15 protein-coding genes are annotated in these 14,059 nt (G+C 61.9%); 6 read left to right on the forward strand and 9 right to left on the reverse strand.

The window, feature by feature from the left end; translation table 11 throughout:
* Positions 1 to 54: 54 nt before the first annotated feature.
* Both NUH19_RS10700 and NUH19_RS10705 read right to left on the reverse strand, forming a co-directional pair.
* Positions 55 to 1,833 (reverse strand): ABC transporter ATP-binding protein, encoded by a 1,779-nt coding sequence (locus NUH19_RS10700; RefSeq protein WP_262316547.1) that lies wholly within the window; start codon positions 1,831 to 1,833, stop codon positions 55 to 57.
* Entirely contained in the window at positions 1,826 to 3,553 is a 1,728-nt protein-coding gene (locus NUH19_RS10705) for an ABC transporter ATP-binding protein (RefSeq protein ID WP_262316548.1), read from the reverse strand. Before NUH19_RS10705 ends, NUH19_RS10700 begins: the two co-directional genes overlap by 8 nt.
* A 223-nt stretch (positions 3,554 to 3,776) precedes the next feature.
* Here NUH19_RS10705 and NUH19_RS10710 point away from each other — a divergent pair, with 223 nt between their 5' ends.
* Positions 3,777 to 4,274: a GNAT family N-acetyltransferase gene (locus tag NUH19_RS10710; RefSeq protein WP_262316549.1), complete on the forward strand. Its 498-nt coding sequence runs from the start codon at positions 3,777 to 3,779 to the stop codon at positions 4,272 to 4,274.
* 30 nt (positions 4,275 to 4,304) lie between these two features.
* Here the strand turns inward: NUH19_RS10710 and rpiA are convergent, their stop codons facing one another.
* Positions 4,305 to 4,994: a ribose-5-phosphate isomerase RpiA gene (gene rpiA, locus NUH19_RS10715; protein ID WP_262316550.1), complete on the reverse strand. Its 690-nt coding sequence runs from the start codon at positions 4,992 to 4,994 to the stop codon at positions 4,305 to 4,307.
* 275 nt (positions 4,995 to 5,269) lie between these two features.
* Here rpiA and NUH19_RS10720 point away from each other — a divergent pair, with 275 nt between their 5' ends.
* The gene (locus NUH19_RS10720; RefSeq protein ID WP_262316551.1) at positions 5,270 to 6,358 is read left to right on the forward strand and encodes a DUF871 domain-containing protein; all 1,089 of its coding nucleotides are present in this window, start codon (positions 5,270 to 5,272) and stop codon (positions 6,356 to 6,358) included.
* A 306-nt stretch (positions 6,359 to 6,664) separates the two neighbouring features.
* Here NUH19_RS10720 and NUH19_RS10725 read toward each other — a convergent pair whose 3' ends face one another.
* Positions 6,665 to 6,859: a hypothetical protein gene (locus NUH19_RS10725; RefSeq protein ID WP_262316552.1), complete on the reverse strand. Its 195-nt coding sequence runs from the start codon at positions 6,857 to 6,859 to the stop codon at positions 6,665 to 6,667.
* A 207-nt stretch (positions 6,860 to 7,066) separates the two neighbouring features.
* On the opposite strand from NUH19_RS10725, the gene NUH19_RS10730 reads away from it, so the two are divergent.
* Positions 7,067 to 8,245 carry an AI-2E family transporter gene (locus tag NUH19_RS10730; RefSeq protein ID WP_262316553.1) on the forward strand — a complete coding sequence of 393 codons (1,179 nt, stop codon included), beginning with the start codon at positions 7,067 to 7,069 and terminating at the stop codon, positions 8,243 to 8,245.
* Complete coding sequence (locus NUH19_RS10735; protein WP_262316554.1) at positions 8,242 to 8,712, forward strand: hypothetical protein; 471 nt, start codon at positions 8,242 to 8,244, stop codon at positions 8,710 to 8,712. Before NUH19_RS10730 ends, NUH19_RS10735 begins: the two co-directional genes overlap by 4 nt.
* Before the next feature lie 39 nt (positions 8,713 to 8,751).
* On the opposite strand, the gene NUH19_RS10740 is transcribed toward NUH19_RS10735, so the two are convergent.
* Positions 8,752 to 9,672 carry a PTS sugar transporter subunit IIB gene (locus NUH19_RS10740; RefSeq protein WP_262316555.1) on the reverse strand — a complete coding sequence of 307 codons (921 nt, stop codon included), beginning with the start codon at positions 9,670 to 9,672 and terminating at the stop codon, positions 8,752 to 8,754.
* Between the two features lie 339 nt (positions 9,673 to 10,011).
* The gene (locus NUH19_RS10745) at positions 10,012 to 10,416 is read right to left on the reverse strand and encodes a hypothetical protein (RefSeq protein ID WP_262316556.1); all 405 of its coding nucleotides are present in this window, start codon (positions 10,414 to 10,416) and stop codon (positions 10,012 to 10,014) included.
* An 89-nt stretch (positions 10,417 to 10,505) separates the two neighbouring features.
* Here NUH19_RS10745 and NUH19_RS10750 point away from each other — a divergent pair, with 89 nt between their 5' ends.
* The gene (locus NUH19_RS10750; RefSeq protein WP_262316557.1) at positions 10,506 to 11,492 is read left to right on the forward strand and encodes an alcohol dehydrogenase catalytic domain-containing protein; all 987 of its coding nucleotides are present in this window, start codon (positions 10,506 to 10,508) and stop codon (positions 11,490 to 11,492) included.
* Here the strand turns inward: NUH19_RS10750 and NUH19_RS10755 are convergent.
* From NUH19_RS10755 to NUH19_RS10765, 3 genes are all read right to left on the reverse strand, one after another.
* Positions 11,483 to 11,776, reverse strand: coding sequence for a hypothetical protein (locus tag NUH19_RS10755; protein ID WP_262316558.1), 294 nt, complete (start codon positions 11,774 to 11,776; stop codon positions 11,483 to 11,485). The genes NUH19_RS10750 and NUH19_RS10755 overlap by 10 nt on opposite strands.
* Before the next feature lie 14 nt (positions 11,777 to 11,790).
* Positions 11,791 to 12,210, reverse strand: coding sequence for a GNAT family N-acetyltransferase (locus NUH19_RS10760; protein ID WP_262316559.1), 420 nt, complete (start codon positions 12,208 to 12,210; stop codon positions 11,791 to 11,793).
* Positions 12,211 to 12,443: 233 nt separating this feature from the next.
* Complete coding sequence (locus NUH19_RS10765) at positions 12,444 to 12,818, reverse strand: iron-sulfur cluster biosynthesis family protein (protein ID WP_262316560.1); 375 nt, start codon at positions 12,816 to 12,818, stop codon at positions 12,444 to 12,446.
* A 557-nt stretch (positions 12,819 to 13,375) separates the two neighbouring features.
* Here NUH19_RS10765 and NUH19_RS10770 point away from each other — a divergent pair.
* Positions 13,376 to 13,864 carry a DUF2798 domain-containing protein gene (locus NUH19_RS10770; RefSeq protein WP_262316561.1) on the forward strand — a complete coding sequence of 163 codons (489 nt, stop codon included), beginning with the start codon at positions 13,376 to 13,378 and terminating at the stop codon, positions 13,862 to 13,864.
* Positions 13,865 to 14,059: the final 195 nt, after the last annotated feature.

Raw genomic sequence — 14,059 nt, forward strand, 5'->3', positions numbered from 1 at the left:
TAGCAAAAAATGCGCGGTGCGTCCCCACTGGCGACGCGCCGCGCATAACTTTTTTTATTCGAACACCATCTGGTTGTGGTACAGCTCGGCGTAAAAACCGCCTTGTGCCACCAGCTCGTCGTGGGTCCCCTGCTCGATAATCGCCCCGTCCTTGAGCACGACGATCTTGTCGGCGTTCAGGATGGTCTTCAGGCGGTGGGCGATCACGAAGCTGGTGCGGCCGGCGATCACGTTGTCCATCGCGGCCTGGATCTTGGCCTCGGTCACGGTGTCGACGTTGCTGGTCGCCTCGTCGAGAATCAGCAGCCGCGGGTCGGTCAGGATGGTGCGGGCGATCGACATCAGCTGCTTTTGCCCGGCGGAAAAGACGCTTTGCTCGTCCGAAACGCGCGTGTCGTAACCCTCGGGCAGGCTTTGGATGAAGTCGTCCAGGTTGGCCTGCTTGGCGGCGGCCTTCACGCGATCAAGTTCGGCCGTCGGGTCGCCGAACGCGATGTTTTCGGCGATAGTGCCGGAGAACAGCTGCGGTTCTTGCAGCACGATGCCAACCGTGTCGCGGAGGCTGGCCAGCGTGAACCGGCGAATGTCTTGGCCATCGACGGTGATGGCACCGGAGTCAACGTCGTAGAAGCGGTTGAGCAGGTTCATCACCGTGGTTTTGCCCGATCCGGTCGGGCCGACCAAGGCGACCATCTCGCCCTTGGCGACGTCGATGGTGACGCCGTGCAGAATCTCCTTGCCCGGCAGGTACGAGAAGCGAACGTCAGCGATTTTGACCGCCGTGTTCAGCCCGGTCAAAACCTCGGTCCCGCTGTCTTGCTCGTCCGGCTGGGTGCGAACCTCGTCGACGCGCCGGGCCCCGGTGATTGCCAGCTGAATCATGCCGTAAAGGCTGGTCAGCGTGGTCAGCGGCTGGTAGTACTGCTGGGCGTAGTTGACGAAGACCACCACCAGCGCCAAGGCCGCGCCGGTGGCCATCTGACCGTTCAGCGCCAGCCAGGAGCCGAAGAAAATGACGATGGCGGTGTTGAGAAGCGACATCCCCGACATCAGGGGCATCAACACCCCGGACCAGATCTGGCCCCGCACCGCGGCCTTTTGCACCGCCTGGTTGAAGGGGCGGAAGCCGTTGGCGGAGTCTTGCTGCAGGCCGTTGGTGATGATCACCTTCTGGCCGGTCACCTGCTCGTTGATGTAGCCGTTCATCGCGCCGATCGCCTGTTGCTGTTGGTTGACGGCGACGCTGGCCTTTTGCATCACGAAGGCGGCGACGCCCAGCGCGACCGGCGTCGAGGCGATGGTGACCCAGCCCATCGTCGCGTTTTGGTCGAACATCATGATCAAAATCCCGATCAGCTGCGCGACGGCCAGGAAGATGTCGATCAGTGCCTGGTTCAGCGCGTTGAAAATGTTGTCCAGGTCGCTGGTGTAACGCGCGAGGATGTCGCCGTCGCTGTGAGCGTCGAAGTACTGCACCTTCATGCGCTGCATCTTGCGAAACAGCCCGATGCGCATGGTACCGGTGGAAAAGGCGGTGATTCGCGCCAGAATCCAGGACGCGACGAACAGCGTGGAGGCGTCGCCGAAGTACAGCAGCAGGTAGACGATCAGGGTGTGGTGGAACTTCGCGAGGCTGGCGGCCTGGCGGGTCGCCGGGTTGCCCCAGGCCTGCAGGTAGCTCGTCAGCTCGGTGATGGCCCGGCCCAGGTAGGTCGGCGCCACCACCACGCACCAGGTGCTGATGCCAATCAGGATGGCCGTCACCAAGAAGCCCTTCCAGTAGCGGTGCAGGTAGTGGTAGTAGTACTTACCGGCGTTTTTGATGTCAGACATTGGCGACCCCTCCTTCCTTGGCCTTTTGGGTGGCGTAAATCTCTTGGTAAATCGCGCTGGATTGAACCAGCTGCTTGTGGGTCCCGGTCGCGACCAGGCGGCCACCGTCCATCACCAGAATCTGATCGGCGCGGATGATTGAGGCGATTTTCTCGGCAATTACGACGGTGGTGGTGCGGGTCAGCTCGCGGTCAAGCGCCTCTTGCACCAGCTTTTCGGACCGCGCATCCAACGCCGAGGTCGCGTCGTCCAGAATCAGAATCTCCGGATCGGCGATCACGCCGCGGGTGATGGCCAGCCGCTGCTTTTGGCCGCCCGAGAAGTTGGCCGACCGCTCCTCGACCGGCGCGTCGTAGGTCTCCGGCAGCCGCTCGATGAACTCGGCGGCCTGGGCGATCTCCGCCGCCCGGGCCATGGTCGCCGGCGTCGCGGCCGGCTGGACCTGCAGCAGGTTCTGGGCGATAGTGCCGGAAAACAGCGTGGCGCGTTGCAGCACGTAGGCCACGGCGTTGCGAATCGTTGCCTCCGGCAGCTCACGCACATCGACGCCGCCGATCAAGACGCGGCCGGAATCGGGGTCGAACAGCCGGGCGATCAGCTGGGCCAGCGTGGTTTTGCCCGAGCCGGTGGCGCCGACGATGCCGATCATCGACCCGGCCGGGGCGGTGAAGGAGACGTCTTGAAGCGTCGGCTGCTTGTCACCCGGGTAAGTGAAGGTCACGTGCTCGAAGGTGATGTCCCCCGGCACGGTCGCCGGGCCGGCGGTGGTGAAGTGCATGCTCGGCTTGTGATCCAGCACCTCGCGAATCCGCCCCATCGAGATGAACGCGCGAGACGCGAAGGTCATCATGAACGACGCGTTGATCACGGCGAAGAGAATCTGCATCAGGTAGCTGGTGAAGCTTGAGATAGCGGCCAGGTAAGTCGGATGCGCCGTCACGTTCTGGCCGACGATGTAGACGCTGACCACCACCGCGATGTTGGCGGTGAGGAAAAAGGCCGGCATCAACACGGCGAACAGCTCACCAATTTTGGCCGTCACGTCGCGCAGGCGATCGGAGGTCTTGGCAAAACCCGTGATCTGCGCCTGCTCCTGGACGAAGGACTTGACCACGCGAATGCCCATCAGGTTCTCACGCGCCAGGGTGTTGACGTCTTCGATGTCCTGCTGGGTCTGAGCGAAGTACTTGCTCATGGTCTTGAAGGTGACCAGGCCGACACCGACGATGATCACCATCATCACGGCGATCACCCACCACTGCTCGGGCATCGTGGTCAAGGCCAGGGCCAAGGCACCGGCGAACACCAGCGGAATGCGGGTGACCTGCTGGAAGGCGGCCATCACCACCTGCTGGACCTGATTGACGTCGTTGGTCATCCGCACCACCAGGTTGGAGGCGGAAAAGTCCTCGATGTCGGCGTAGGCGAAGCTTTGAATGTGGTCGTACAGGTCGGCTCGCAAATCGGTGGCGACGTGCAGGGCCAGCCGGGCCGAGTACACGGTGTTGATGATGCCGGCGATGATGCCGACCACCGCCAGCAGGATCAGGCCGATGCCGTAATTGAACACGGTGGCCTTGTCCTGCTTCATGATGGCTTCCATCACCGTCTGCAACATCCGCGGCTGCCACAGCGTGGCGAAGACCTGAAAGACGATGCTGACCGTCGCCCAAATCGCGTCCCACTTGTACCGCTTAATATATGGTATCAATACGCGCATATATGTACTCCTTATATAAACTTAGTTCTTTCAGCATAGCCGAACATCAGAATGCTTGCAAGTGGCCTCGGTTCGCGCGAGGCGAACGCGCCTGCCACGGCGGCAATCGGCCGTGCGAGCCGCGGCTCGGCGATTGCTTCGGCTTCTGGGGCAGCCGCCGGCCACGGCTGGTCGGGCCCGGCGGCCACGTGTTATCCTGATGGTGACGGAGGTGACCCATTCAATGAAAGATTCTTCCACCACTCCGGCCACGGTGCGGCTGTGCCGGCTGCGCGAGCGGCCGGCCCTGGCCGAACCGGCGGCCGCCTGGTTTCACCGGCAGTGGCAGGTGCCGCTTGCGGCCTACCAAACGAGCATGGCGGCAAGCCTTGCGAGCGGTGCCGGCGCGGTTCCCGCCTGGTACCTGGCGCTGAGCGGCGATCACATCGTCGGCGGCCTGGGCGTCATTGCCAATGACTTCCACGACCGCCCCGACCTGACGCCCAACGTCTGCGCCGTGTTCGTGACCCCGGCCTACCGCAACCGGGGGCTGGCCGGGCGGCTGCTACACATGGCGGTGGTCGACCTGGCCGCGGCCGGCATCCCCCGGGCCTACCTGATCACCGCACTCGAAGGCTTTTACGAACGCTACGGCTGGCGTTACGCGACCACGGTCACTGAGGCCGACGGCACCAGCTCCCCAATGTACGTGATCGACACCAAAACGGCGCTGCCAAGCTAGACAGCGCCGTTTTTTAGGGCGTCGGTACGACTATCGCACCCAATGGGCGATGGTGCCGTCGCTTTGGGCGACCAGCACCTCGTCGGTCATGTTCAGGAACAACCCGTGCTCGACCACGCCAACCGTGTGGTCCAGGTAATCGGCCAGACCCGCCGGAATCGGCAGCGGCGACACGGCCAAGTCGATGATGAAGTTGCCGTAATGGGTCTTCAGCCGGCCGCCGTCTGCGTTCAGGCGAAACTGCGGCTCAAGGCCGGCCTTGGCGAAGCGGCGGAAGTTCTGTTCGGCGCTGACCGGCAGCACTTCAACCGGCAGCGGGAAGCCGCCCAGGGGATCCGCGACCTTGCTTTCGTCGACAATCCAGACGTTGTGCCGCGCGTTGACCGCGACGTTTTTTTCGAGCGTCAGCGCCGCGCCGCCGCCCTTGATGCCGTCCAGCTGGTGATCGACCCGGTCGGCCCCGTCGATGCACAGGTCGACGTGGTCGACCGCGGCCAGCTCGGACACGGTGAAGCCGTTTTGCTCCAGCTGCTTTTGACTGCGGCTGGAGGTGGTGACGATGGCGGTCAGCTCAAGCGACTGCGCCTTCTCTCGAGCGGCCAGTGCATCGATGAAAAACGCCACGGTGGAGCCGGTGCCGACGCCCAGCACGGTGTGGGGCTGAACCATCTCGGCCGCCTGGGTGGCCGCCTGCTTCTTCAGTTCGTCTTGACTTGTCATGTTGTCCTCCTCAGCTTGTCTGTCTCCCCCGACTTTACCCAGCCCGACCGGCCGTGTCAAGCGGTGCGGCAAGTTTGAGGCGGTGGCAGCGGGGCGGCGACGGCGGGGCGGCCAGGCGGCCCTTGCGCTTCGGCGCGTCTTGGTGCAATCGAGGCCGCGGGTTTGCGCAAGCCTGCCGGGTTCGCTATGATGGGAGTATGGTAGCGCTGCAACTGCTAGGGGGCAGCTTGCAGGACCACTGCACCGCAAACACAACTTAATTAGGAGGAACTGCAATGACAATGCGTCAACTCGGGTTATCGATTTACCCGGACCACAGCGATTTTGAAGCCAACAAGGCCTACTTGGAGCTCGGTCACAAGTACGGCTTCACCCGCATCTTCATGAGCATGCTGGAAGTGAAGGGCACGGTGGAAGAGACCAAGGCCGAGTACCAAAAAATTATCGACGTCGGCAACGCCCTCGGGTACCAGACCATTTTAGACGTCGCACCGCGCATTTTTGACCAGCTCGGGGTCTCGTACTCCGACCTCAAGTTCTTCGCCGACCTGCACTGCGCCGGCATTCGCCTCGACCAAGGCTTCGACGGCGCCACCGAGGCGATGCTGTCGTACAACCCGTACGGCCTGATCATCGAACTCAACATGAGCAACAACGTAGATTACCTGAACAACATCATCAGCTACCAGGCCAACACCAGCTACCTGTACGGCTGCCACAACTTCTACCCGCAAGTCGGCACCGCGCTGCCTTACGACTTCTTCGTCGAATGCTCAAAGCGCTTCCGCAGGTACAACATCCACTCGGCCGCCTTCGTGGCCAGCCAGGTCGGCAACATGGGGCCGTGGAACGTCAACGACGGCCTGCCGACGCTTGAGGCCGACCGCCGCCTGCCGATCGAGGTTCAGGCCAAGCACCTTTGGGCCGGGGGCCTGATCGATGACGTGATCATCGGCAACGCCTACGCCAGCGAGGAAGAACTCGCGGCGCTTGCGGCCATCGACCGCTACCAGATTCAGTTCCACCTGGACTTCGTGGCTGACGTCAACGAGATCGAAAAAACGGTCGCCCTGACCCCGCAGCACTTCCGCCGCGGCGACATCAACCGCACGGTGATTCGCTCGACCATGCCGCGCGTCACCTACAAGGACGTCCCGAACACCCCGCACGACAACACCGAGGTTTTCCAAAAGGGCGACGTGCTGGTCGGCAACGACGGCTTCGGCATCTACAAAAACGAGCTCCAGATCGTCTTAGAGCCCCATGCCGAGCCGCGCAAAAACAAGATCGGCAGCATCTCGCCGGATGAGATCATGCTGCTGGACTTCATCAAGCCGTGGAGCAAGTTCAAGTTCATCGGCTAACCAACAGGGCTTCCTGAATGCAGGAAGCCTTTTTGATTCCAGGGCGCAAGCCGGCGGGACTAGCGAACCGCGTAGCGTAGGGCCGGCGCTTGGGCCCCGGGCTTGGGTCCGAGTGACGGTCCGAGCTAGGCGCGTTCGCGTTGCCGGCTGGAGCCCGACGATCCAGGGCGCAAGCCGGCGAGATTAGCGAACCGCGTAGCGTAGGGCCGGCGCTTGGGGCCTGGGTCCGAGTGACGGTCCAAGCTAGGCCGCCCCACCCTTTCAGCGCAAACAAAAACCCCACCGACCAGTCGGTGGGGCAAGGCGCTACAACCGGTGGGTCACCGGCACGTGCTTCATTTCACGGCGATCGCAGGCGGTTTGCTTCATTTCGTAAACCACGCCGATCAGGATGTCGACCGCCATCAGGCCGATGCCGACCGCGGTGTCGAACAGCAGCAGGCCGACCGTCAGCACGATCAAGGCTCGCAGTAGCCAGCGCAGAACTTTCAAGACCGTCATAAGGTCACCTCCGTCTCAGATAATTACTTTTAGTATACCGAGCGGCCGCCTTTTGTAAAGGTCGAATTTACAATATTTTTACAAAGCAAGCCTTTAAACTGGGATTCCGCAGTGAGAATTTACATTGCAAGCTCGGTCCTGCGCCCGATTCGCAATCCCCCTTGAAGTTCGGTATCATTATAAGTGAAACGGTTACGGAGGTCGCCTATGAAAAATAAAACGTCCTGGTTCTACCGCCACTTCCTGGACAACAGGTTCGCCATTGCGGCCTTCAACGTCCTCTTGGTGCTGCTGGTGCTGTGGCTTTTCACCAAAATCGGCTGGGTGTTCACGCCGATCATGCACTTCATCGGCATTGTCGCCCCGCCATTCGTGTTCGCCGGCATTCTCTATTACATGCTCAACCCGATTGTCAACTGGCTGAGCCGCCACAAGGTCAACCGCAACCTGGCCATCGGGCTGGTGTTTCTCGGCGTGTTGGCGCTTTTGGTTTTGGCCATCGTCAAGCTAGTGCCGCCGATCGAGCGGCAGGTCACCAGCATGGTCAACGACTGGCCGAGCTACTGGAACGCCTTCAACCAGTGGGTGACCGAGCTCAACGAGCGTCAGGACCTGATTTCTCAGGCCGACCTGAACCAGCTGGGCGAGGAGATCAAGGCCGCCGTCTCCGGCCGCGAGGGACTGATTGTCACCGACACCGTCACCCAGATTCAAAACCTGGTCGGCGTGGTCGGCAACGTCGTGATCACCGTCGGCACCGCGCCGATCATCCTGTTCTTCATGCTCAAGGACGGCCGCAAGTTCCCGAAGCTCCTGCTGACGGTGGTGCCGGTCAAGCTGCGCAAAAGCGTCGGCGAGATGCTCCACGAGATGAACGAGAAGGTCGGCTCCTACGTGCAAGGCCAGCTGACCGTCGCCATGGCCGTCGCGATCATTTTCATGATCGGCTACTCGGTGATCGGCCTGCGCTTCGCCCTGGTGCTGGGTCTGATCGCCGGGCCGCTCAACCTGATTCCGTACTTCGGCTCCGCCCTGGCCATGGTGCCGGCCCTGATTGTCGGGCTGATGGCCAGCCCCAAAATGTTCCTGCTGGTGATTGTCGTGTTCCTGTGCGAGTGGCTGCTTGAGACCCAGTTGATTTCGCCGTTCGTCATGGGCTCCAAGCTCGAGATGCACCCGATCACCATCGTGGTGGTGCTGTTGACCGCCGGCAACATGTTCGGCCTGGCCGGCGTCATCCTGGGCATCCCCGGCTTTGCCGTGCTGCGCATCATCGCGGTTCGCCTGTTCAAGTGGTACCAGCAAGTCTCCGGCCTTTACGCCGAGCCGGGGGAATCGGTTCCCTGGCCGGCCCCGCAACCCAACCAAGAAAGTGTGAAAAAATGAGTCTGTTCATCGTCTTACTCGACATCGCCTTGCTGAGCCTTGGCGTCTACAACCTGTACTGGCAGGGGCAAATCGACCTGCGCGGCGGGTACGCCACCTTCCAACTGATTCTGGCCGGGTTCTTCATCGTCTGGTTCTTGACCTCCGGGGCCGCCAGCCTGTCCGTGATCATTTTCTACGCCGCCTTCATCACCCTGACCGTCATGGCCGGCACCACCGGCCTGACCCAGACCCGGGTGGTCGCCGCCGGCATCGTCAACCGCATGTTCCCTTACGCCAAGCTGACCGGCATCTCGTTGACCCCGGTCAGTCTGCCGGGCGGCCGCGAGCTGGTGGTCGCCGCCTTTGGCATCTCCGCTCACCGCGCCGTGCGGCTCACCTTCAAAACCGACCTGCAGTCCCTGGTCAACACACTGCGGCCGCGGGTGCCGGCCAGCGTTCCGATCACCGTCCAACAGGTGCAGTGAGACCACGCAAAAAGCGATCGCCAGTCGGCGGTCGCTTTTTTAAACCGTGTAGGTGAACAACCCCAAAAAGGACTTCACCTGCTTGGGTGGCGGTGGTGTTTCGAAGAAGGCGCTGTGAACCTCACTGGTGCCTTGCGCTACCGCGTCGGCGTCCAGCAGAAAGGCCATCACTGCGTCGCACAACGCAATCGGGTCGGCGTGGTCCTTCAAAAGCGCTGGGCTCAGCCGAACGCCGGGCAGCCGGTAGCGCTGGTCCCAGGTCGGCTCGGCGCTTGCGTGATCCGTGAAGCGGATCACCCCGTCGATGCGCCGCGCCACCTTGGGAATCAGCTCAGGCGTCAGCCGGGCCCCAAACATTAGCCGCACCTCAAACTCGTTTTGCGGGTGAAAGTCGTACAGACCGTCGATGGTGAAGCGTTCCTGAACGGTGCGAATCCCTGCGGCCAATAGCGCCGCCGTCAGGTTGCGCATCGCCCGGTCGCTGCGGCTGGCCCCGACCACCAGAAGCTCCAGGTCCTTGTCACCGCGCTTAGAGGCAAACCCCAGGCCGGACTGAAAGCCGCGCATCAGATCCAGCGTCAGCAGCTGGTCGAGCAGCTCCTGGTAACCCCGGTTGCCGTCCATCAACCCGAACACCCGGCGGTCCATGTCGGCGACCACAGTCGGGTAATCCGCCAGCACCGCCTGCTTGGCCGCCGTCAGGTACCGCACTTGCGGCGCGACCAGCACCACGTCGAAGCGGCTGCCGAAGTCGTAGGCCGTGGCCGGGCGAATCGCATCCACCGCCCCGTAGGCAAAAACAAGGTCGGCCGCCGGCGCGAAGGGCGACGCCGAAAGCACCGCATCCACGGTGTCAAAGCTCGCCGTCAAATTCTCATCGGTCTCGTTGATCGCCTTGGCCAGCCGGGCACAAAACAGGCTCGAACTCCCCCCACCGGCGCAGCAGACAAAAATGTACATGAATTATTCCTCCAAAGCGCAGCCGAGCGCATTTAGCGGGACGGGCAGCCTAGCGCTGGCGCTTAGGCCCCAGGCTTGGGCCTGAGTGCCGGTGCGTAGCTGGCCGCTCCCGCGTTGCTCGGCGGAGCTCGACGACCAAAGCGGAAGCCGGCGCAGTTAGCGGGACGCATAGCGCAGGACCGGTGCTTGGGGCCCGAACTTGGCCCCGAGTGCCGGTTCTAGCTATGCGCTCCCGCGTTGCCGGCTGAAGCTCGACGACCAAAGCGGAAGCCGAACGCCTACCCCAAGCTTCCTGCAACCACGAAAAAAGCGCGATTGCTCGCGCCTCGCCGACTTCGGCTATTCCGCGTCTTCAACCACCCGCGCGATGTTGTGGTCGTTGCCGCGCGTCGGCTTGCGAATCGCAAACAGCGCCGCCAGCACCAGCACCACGCCGAACGCCCCGTACATGAACTCCGGGTAGACGATGAAGCCGATCATGTAGACGTAAATCAGCGTCGCCATCGCGCTGCCGATTACCAGGTCCAAGAGGAAGCGCGACCCGCGGCCCTTGGCCCATTCGTCCAAAAAGGCCAGTAGCCAAATCAGAATGGTCAGCCCGATGCCGAAGCTGGCGGTGCTGGTCATGGCCAGGGCCGTGTCCGGCTGCGTCACGAACCAGGCGAAGCCGGTGAACAAAAGCGCCGCCACAATTAAGGTAATGGCCTCCCCGACCCGGGAGCGAGATTGATGTCGTTTTGCCATGTCGTCCTCCGAAAACCAAATTTACCCTAGTGTAGCAGAAAACGGTTAGAATAGACATATCAAAGACGTTACGAAACGGAGGCACTAACTTGTCTGATAATAATGTGTTGGCGGCGACCCCGGGGGGCTTCACCGCCCAAACGCGCCAGGTTCCAGAACCCGGCCCCACCGATCTGCTGGTCCAAGTCCTCGGTTCCGGGTTGAATCCCATCGACCTGAAGCTGGCCGAAGGGGTTAGCCAGCCGACCGTGCTGGGCTTTGACGCCGTCGGCCAGGTCGTGGCAATTGGTCCCGCCGTCACCGACTTCGCCCCAGGCGAGCGGGTGTTTTACGCCGGCACCACCAAGCGACCCGGCAGCTTTGCCGACTACCAGCTGGTGCAAGCCGCCCTGGCCGCCAAGGCGCCGGCGAGCCTGCCGCTTGCCGACCTGGCCGCGCTACCGCTGGTGGGGCTGACCGCCTGGGAGCTTTTGTTCGAGAAAATGGGCTTTACTCCGCAGCCCGGTGCCAACGCCGGTCAGCGCCTGGTCGTGGTCAACGGGGCCGGCGGGGTCGGCTCGCTGCTCACCCAACTGGCCGCGTGGAGCGGCCTTGAGGTCTGGGCGACGGCCAGCCCCGCCAACTGGGACTGGCTGGCCGCTCACGGCGTCGCCCAGCCGCTGGATTACCACCGGCCGCTGACTCAGACGCTTGCGGCCAACTCGGCGGCCGGGGTGGCGATTCTTTATGCCCCGGAGCCTTACCTGGCCCAGGCCGCCGCCTTGGTCGCCCCCTTCGGCCACGTCGCCACCCTGGTCACGCCGCGCCAGCCGCTGGACGTGACGGCACTGAAGGCCAAGGCCGCCAGCCTTGACTTTGAGTACATGTTCGCCAAAAGCGACTTTAATCATCAAGTCGCCAGCCAAGGCGCCATTTTGCGGCGTCTGGCCGCGCTGGCCGCCGCAGGCACGATTCAGGCCAGCGTCACCACGCATTACGCCGACCGTAGCCTGGACAACTTAAAGGCCGGCCTCCAGAAGCTGGCGGCCGGCCACGTCACCGGTAAAATCGTCCTCACCGGGAAAGTTCACTTGTGATAACCCAGCGCATGCATCAAGACCTGCTTGGCCTGGGCCGCAGTGAGCTGCGTCGGGTCGTACAGGATGGTGCCGAGGCCGGAGTAGTAATGGAACTGCTTGAGAACCACGCGGTTGGGCAGCGTCCTCAGCCGCATCTCGTCGTTGATCTGCGGCAGAAGTTCGTGACACCAATCCTGGTCCATCATGGCGGGTTCCTCGCGCTCAGTCAAAAAGCCTTGATCCATGATCAGATCCGCGCCTTCTGTTTTTTGCAACCGCGAAACTGTCGCCGTCGGTTCCATCTTTTACCTCCTGATCAGTACTTGGGTTCCAAGAGCCGCCGCGGCCGCACGTAGGTGGTGGCGTGGGCCTGCGTCCCCGGCAGGTAGCCGGCGCTTTCGTAAAAGGCCTGAAGCTCCGGGCTGCTGCAGACCACCACGATGCGGGCGACCTGCTTGAAGTAATCATCGAACTGGCCGAGCAGCTCCCGACCGATCCCTTGGTGCTGGTACTCCGGCAGCACCAGCAGGTCTTGAATGAAGACCACCGTGTGCATGTCGGAGACGCCGCGGATCAGGCCGACGAGCTTGTCGCCGTCGCGAGCGGTCAAAAGCGTTGAGTTAGCGATGCCCCGTGCCGTTTCGGCCGGGTCGCTCAGGTACTGGTCCATGCCGACGGCGCCGTAAAGCGCCTTGATTTCATGGATGGTCAATGCGGATTCAAATGTGTACTGCAAGGTCTAACTGCCTCCAAAACGCACGGCTTGGCCGCGCTCATATTCCACGATGATTCTACACCATCGTGAAACCAGTTGAAAGCAGGAATTGACCGGGCCAACCACATTTTCACCCGCCTGGACCAAACACCCGGTTCGCTGACCGCTCGGCAAACCGGGTGGGTCAGCCAGCGAGCCGGCGGAGGCTGACCAGCCAAGTGGCCACCGCCACGGACCGGTGGGCAGTGGCTCAGTCAACGAGCCGGATTGATGCCGCCGGGCGCCGTGAAGTCGATGAAGCCCAGATTACTGTCGATTTCGCCGCCGTCGCCGGTCAGGCTCATCGTGTTGGTGGTCGGGTTCAGATGAACCGCCATGTGTTCGTCGAGGTCCTCGCTGGAGTAGCCCTTGATGCGGATGTCGCCGAGGTTGGACGACACGGTTTGGTCGTAGCCGGTCAGGTCGGCGTCGGCTGCGACCACGTTGAGCGTGAACTGAACTTGCATGTGAATCATCGCGTGTTGCGAGTAGGGCCCCACCCCGTCCTCGAAGGTCAACAGCAGCTGCTTGGTCGGTGTTAGGTGCGGGGTCAGCTTGGCCGCACTGGCCGCGTCAAAGTGAATGTTCATGCAATCATCTCCTTTGCTCAAGCGTAGTCGCCGACTCGCCAAAAGGCAAGCGAGACGCCTCGGCGAAAATAGTTGCCGTCTTTACCTTTTTTTCATAAGTGAACGGCGATTTCGTCACACTTTCTTCACATTCCGGCGTTACATTGTAACCATAGAAATGAGCCACCCACTCATTTCCATACCCATACCCAACTTTTTCATTTTTACTCCTCCAAAGTAAAAATCACCGGCGAGCCACCCACTCGTCGGTCAATCCTTACTCCTTAGCCGCCACCACCCATGGCGGCTTTTTTGTTGTCCAGAGCGTAAGCCGGCGATGTTAGCGGGACGGGTAGCCTAGCCCTGGTGCTTGGGGCTGGGCCTTGCCCCGAGTGCCGGGGCGTCGCTAGTCGCTCCCGCGTTGCCGGCCAAGGCGGCATTCGCCGCACCTTCAAATTTTCTGAAACTTCTGCTTACGCCGGTTGAAAATTTCTGCTAGACTTTTATCTTGTCGTGGTCGCAATGGGTGCGTATGAAATCTACAGCTCAAAATCCCGGACCACATGAGGAGTTTCAACTTGCCAAAGAACTTTAAAGAAGAATTGTTTTTCAGCCTGATCATGGCCGGCCTGATGGTGCTGGTGATGGCTGGCTACAACGTCGCCCTGGCCGATGGCTTCAGCGACGGCTACGTACTCGAAGTGCTGCGCGGCTACCCAGTCGCGCTGGTGGTCGCCTTGATTCTCGACCTCGGTCTGGTTGGGCCGCTGGCCAAGAAGCTGTTTTTCAGCCGCATCTTCAAGCCTGAGATGGCCAAAACCCCGCTGGTCATCGGCATCTGGATTTCCTGCTTGATGGTCGCCGGCATGGTCACGCTGATGTCGGCCTTTGGCATCATCGTCACCCAGAACTTCGGGGGTAACCTGGCTTTGACCTACCTGCACACTTGGGGCTTCAACCTGCTGATGGCCCTGCCGCTGCAGCTGCTCATCGTCGGCCCGATTGCGCGCAAGGCGCTGGCGACGCTGCAGGCCGCCGGCACCCCGGTCGAAGCAGACGCCGACTAATTCGCAACCCACGCTGCGGCGGTCAACTCACGACGAGTTGACCGCCGTTGTTGGCTACCGCTCAAAAAACGTGCTTAAAATTTGCCAGGTAACCGCTTACCTGCTAAGCTAAACTCAAGTGATCACTAGGATAGGGGTCGGTGGCCGGCCACCGTGACAAACCCTTCTTCGGCGGCGATCCAGTGGCAAGCGCCA

Source organism: Lacticaseibacillus parakribbianus (assembly GCF_025490915.1).
GTDB lineage: Bacteria > Bacillota > Bacilli > Lactobacillales > Lactobacillaceae > Lacticaseibacillus > Lacticaseibacillus parakribbianus.

Coding starts and splice junctions, on each gene's coding strand:
- NUH19_RS10740 (WP_262316555.1), bottom strand. CDS start 9,672: ATGTACATTTTTGTCTGCTGCGCCGGTGGGGGGAGTTCGAGCCTGTTT.
- NUH19_RS10735 (WP_262316554.1), top strand. CDS start 8,242: ATGAGTCTGTTCATCGTCTTACTCGACATCGCCTTGCTGAGCCTTGGC.
- NUH19_RS10765 (WP_262316560.1), bottom strand. CDS start 12,818: ATGAACATTCACTTTGACGCGGCCAGTGCGGCCAAGCTGACCCCGCAC.
- NUH19_RS10705 (WP_262316548.1), bottom strand. CDS start 3,553: ATGCGCGTATTGATACCATATATTAAGCGGTACAAGTGGGACGCGATT.
- NUH19_RS10730 (WP_262316553.1), top strand. CDS start 7,067: ATGAAAAATAAAACGTCCTGGTTCTACCGCCACTTCCTGGACAACAGG.
- NUH19_RS10700 (WP_262316547.1), bottom strand. CDS start 1,833: ATGTCTGACATCAAAAACGCCGGTAAGTACTACTACCACTACCTGCAC.
- NUH19_RS10725 (WP_262316552.1), bottom strand. CDS start 6,859: ATGACGGTCTTGAAAGTTCTGCGCTGGCTACTGCGAGCCTTGATCGTG.
- NUH19_RS10720 (WP_262316551.1), top strand. CDS start 5,270: ATGACAATGCGTCAACTCGGGTTATCGATTTACCCGGACCACAGCGAT.
- rpiA (WP_262316550.1), bottom strand. CDS start 4,994: ATGACAAGTCAAGACGAACTGAAGAAGCAGGCGGCCACCCAGGCGGCC.
- NUH19_RS10755 (WP_262316558.1), bottom strand. CDS start 11,776: ATGGAACCGACGGCGACAGTTTCGCGGTTGCAAAAAACAGAAGGCGCG.
- NUH19_RS10710 (WP_262316549.1), top strand. CDS start 3,777: ATGAAAGATTCTTCCACCACTCCGGCCACGGTGCGGCTGTGCCGGCTG.
- NUH19_RS10745 (WP_262316556.1), bottom strand. CDS start 10,416: ATGGCAAAACGACATCAATCTCGCTCCCGGGTCGGGGAGGCCATTACC.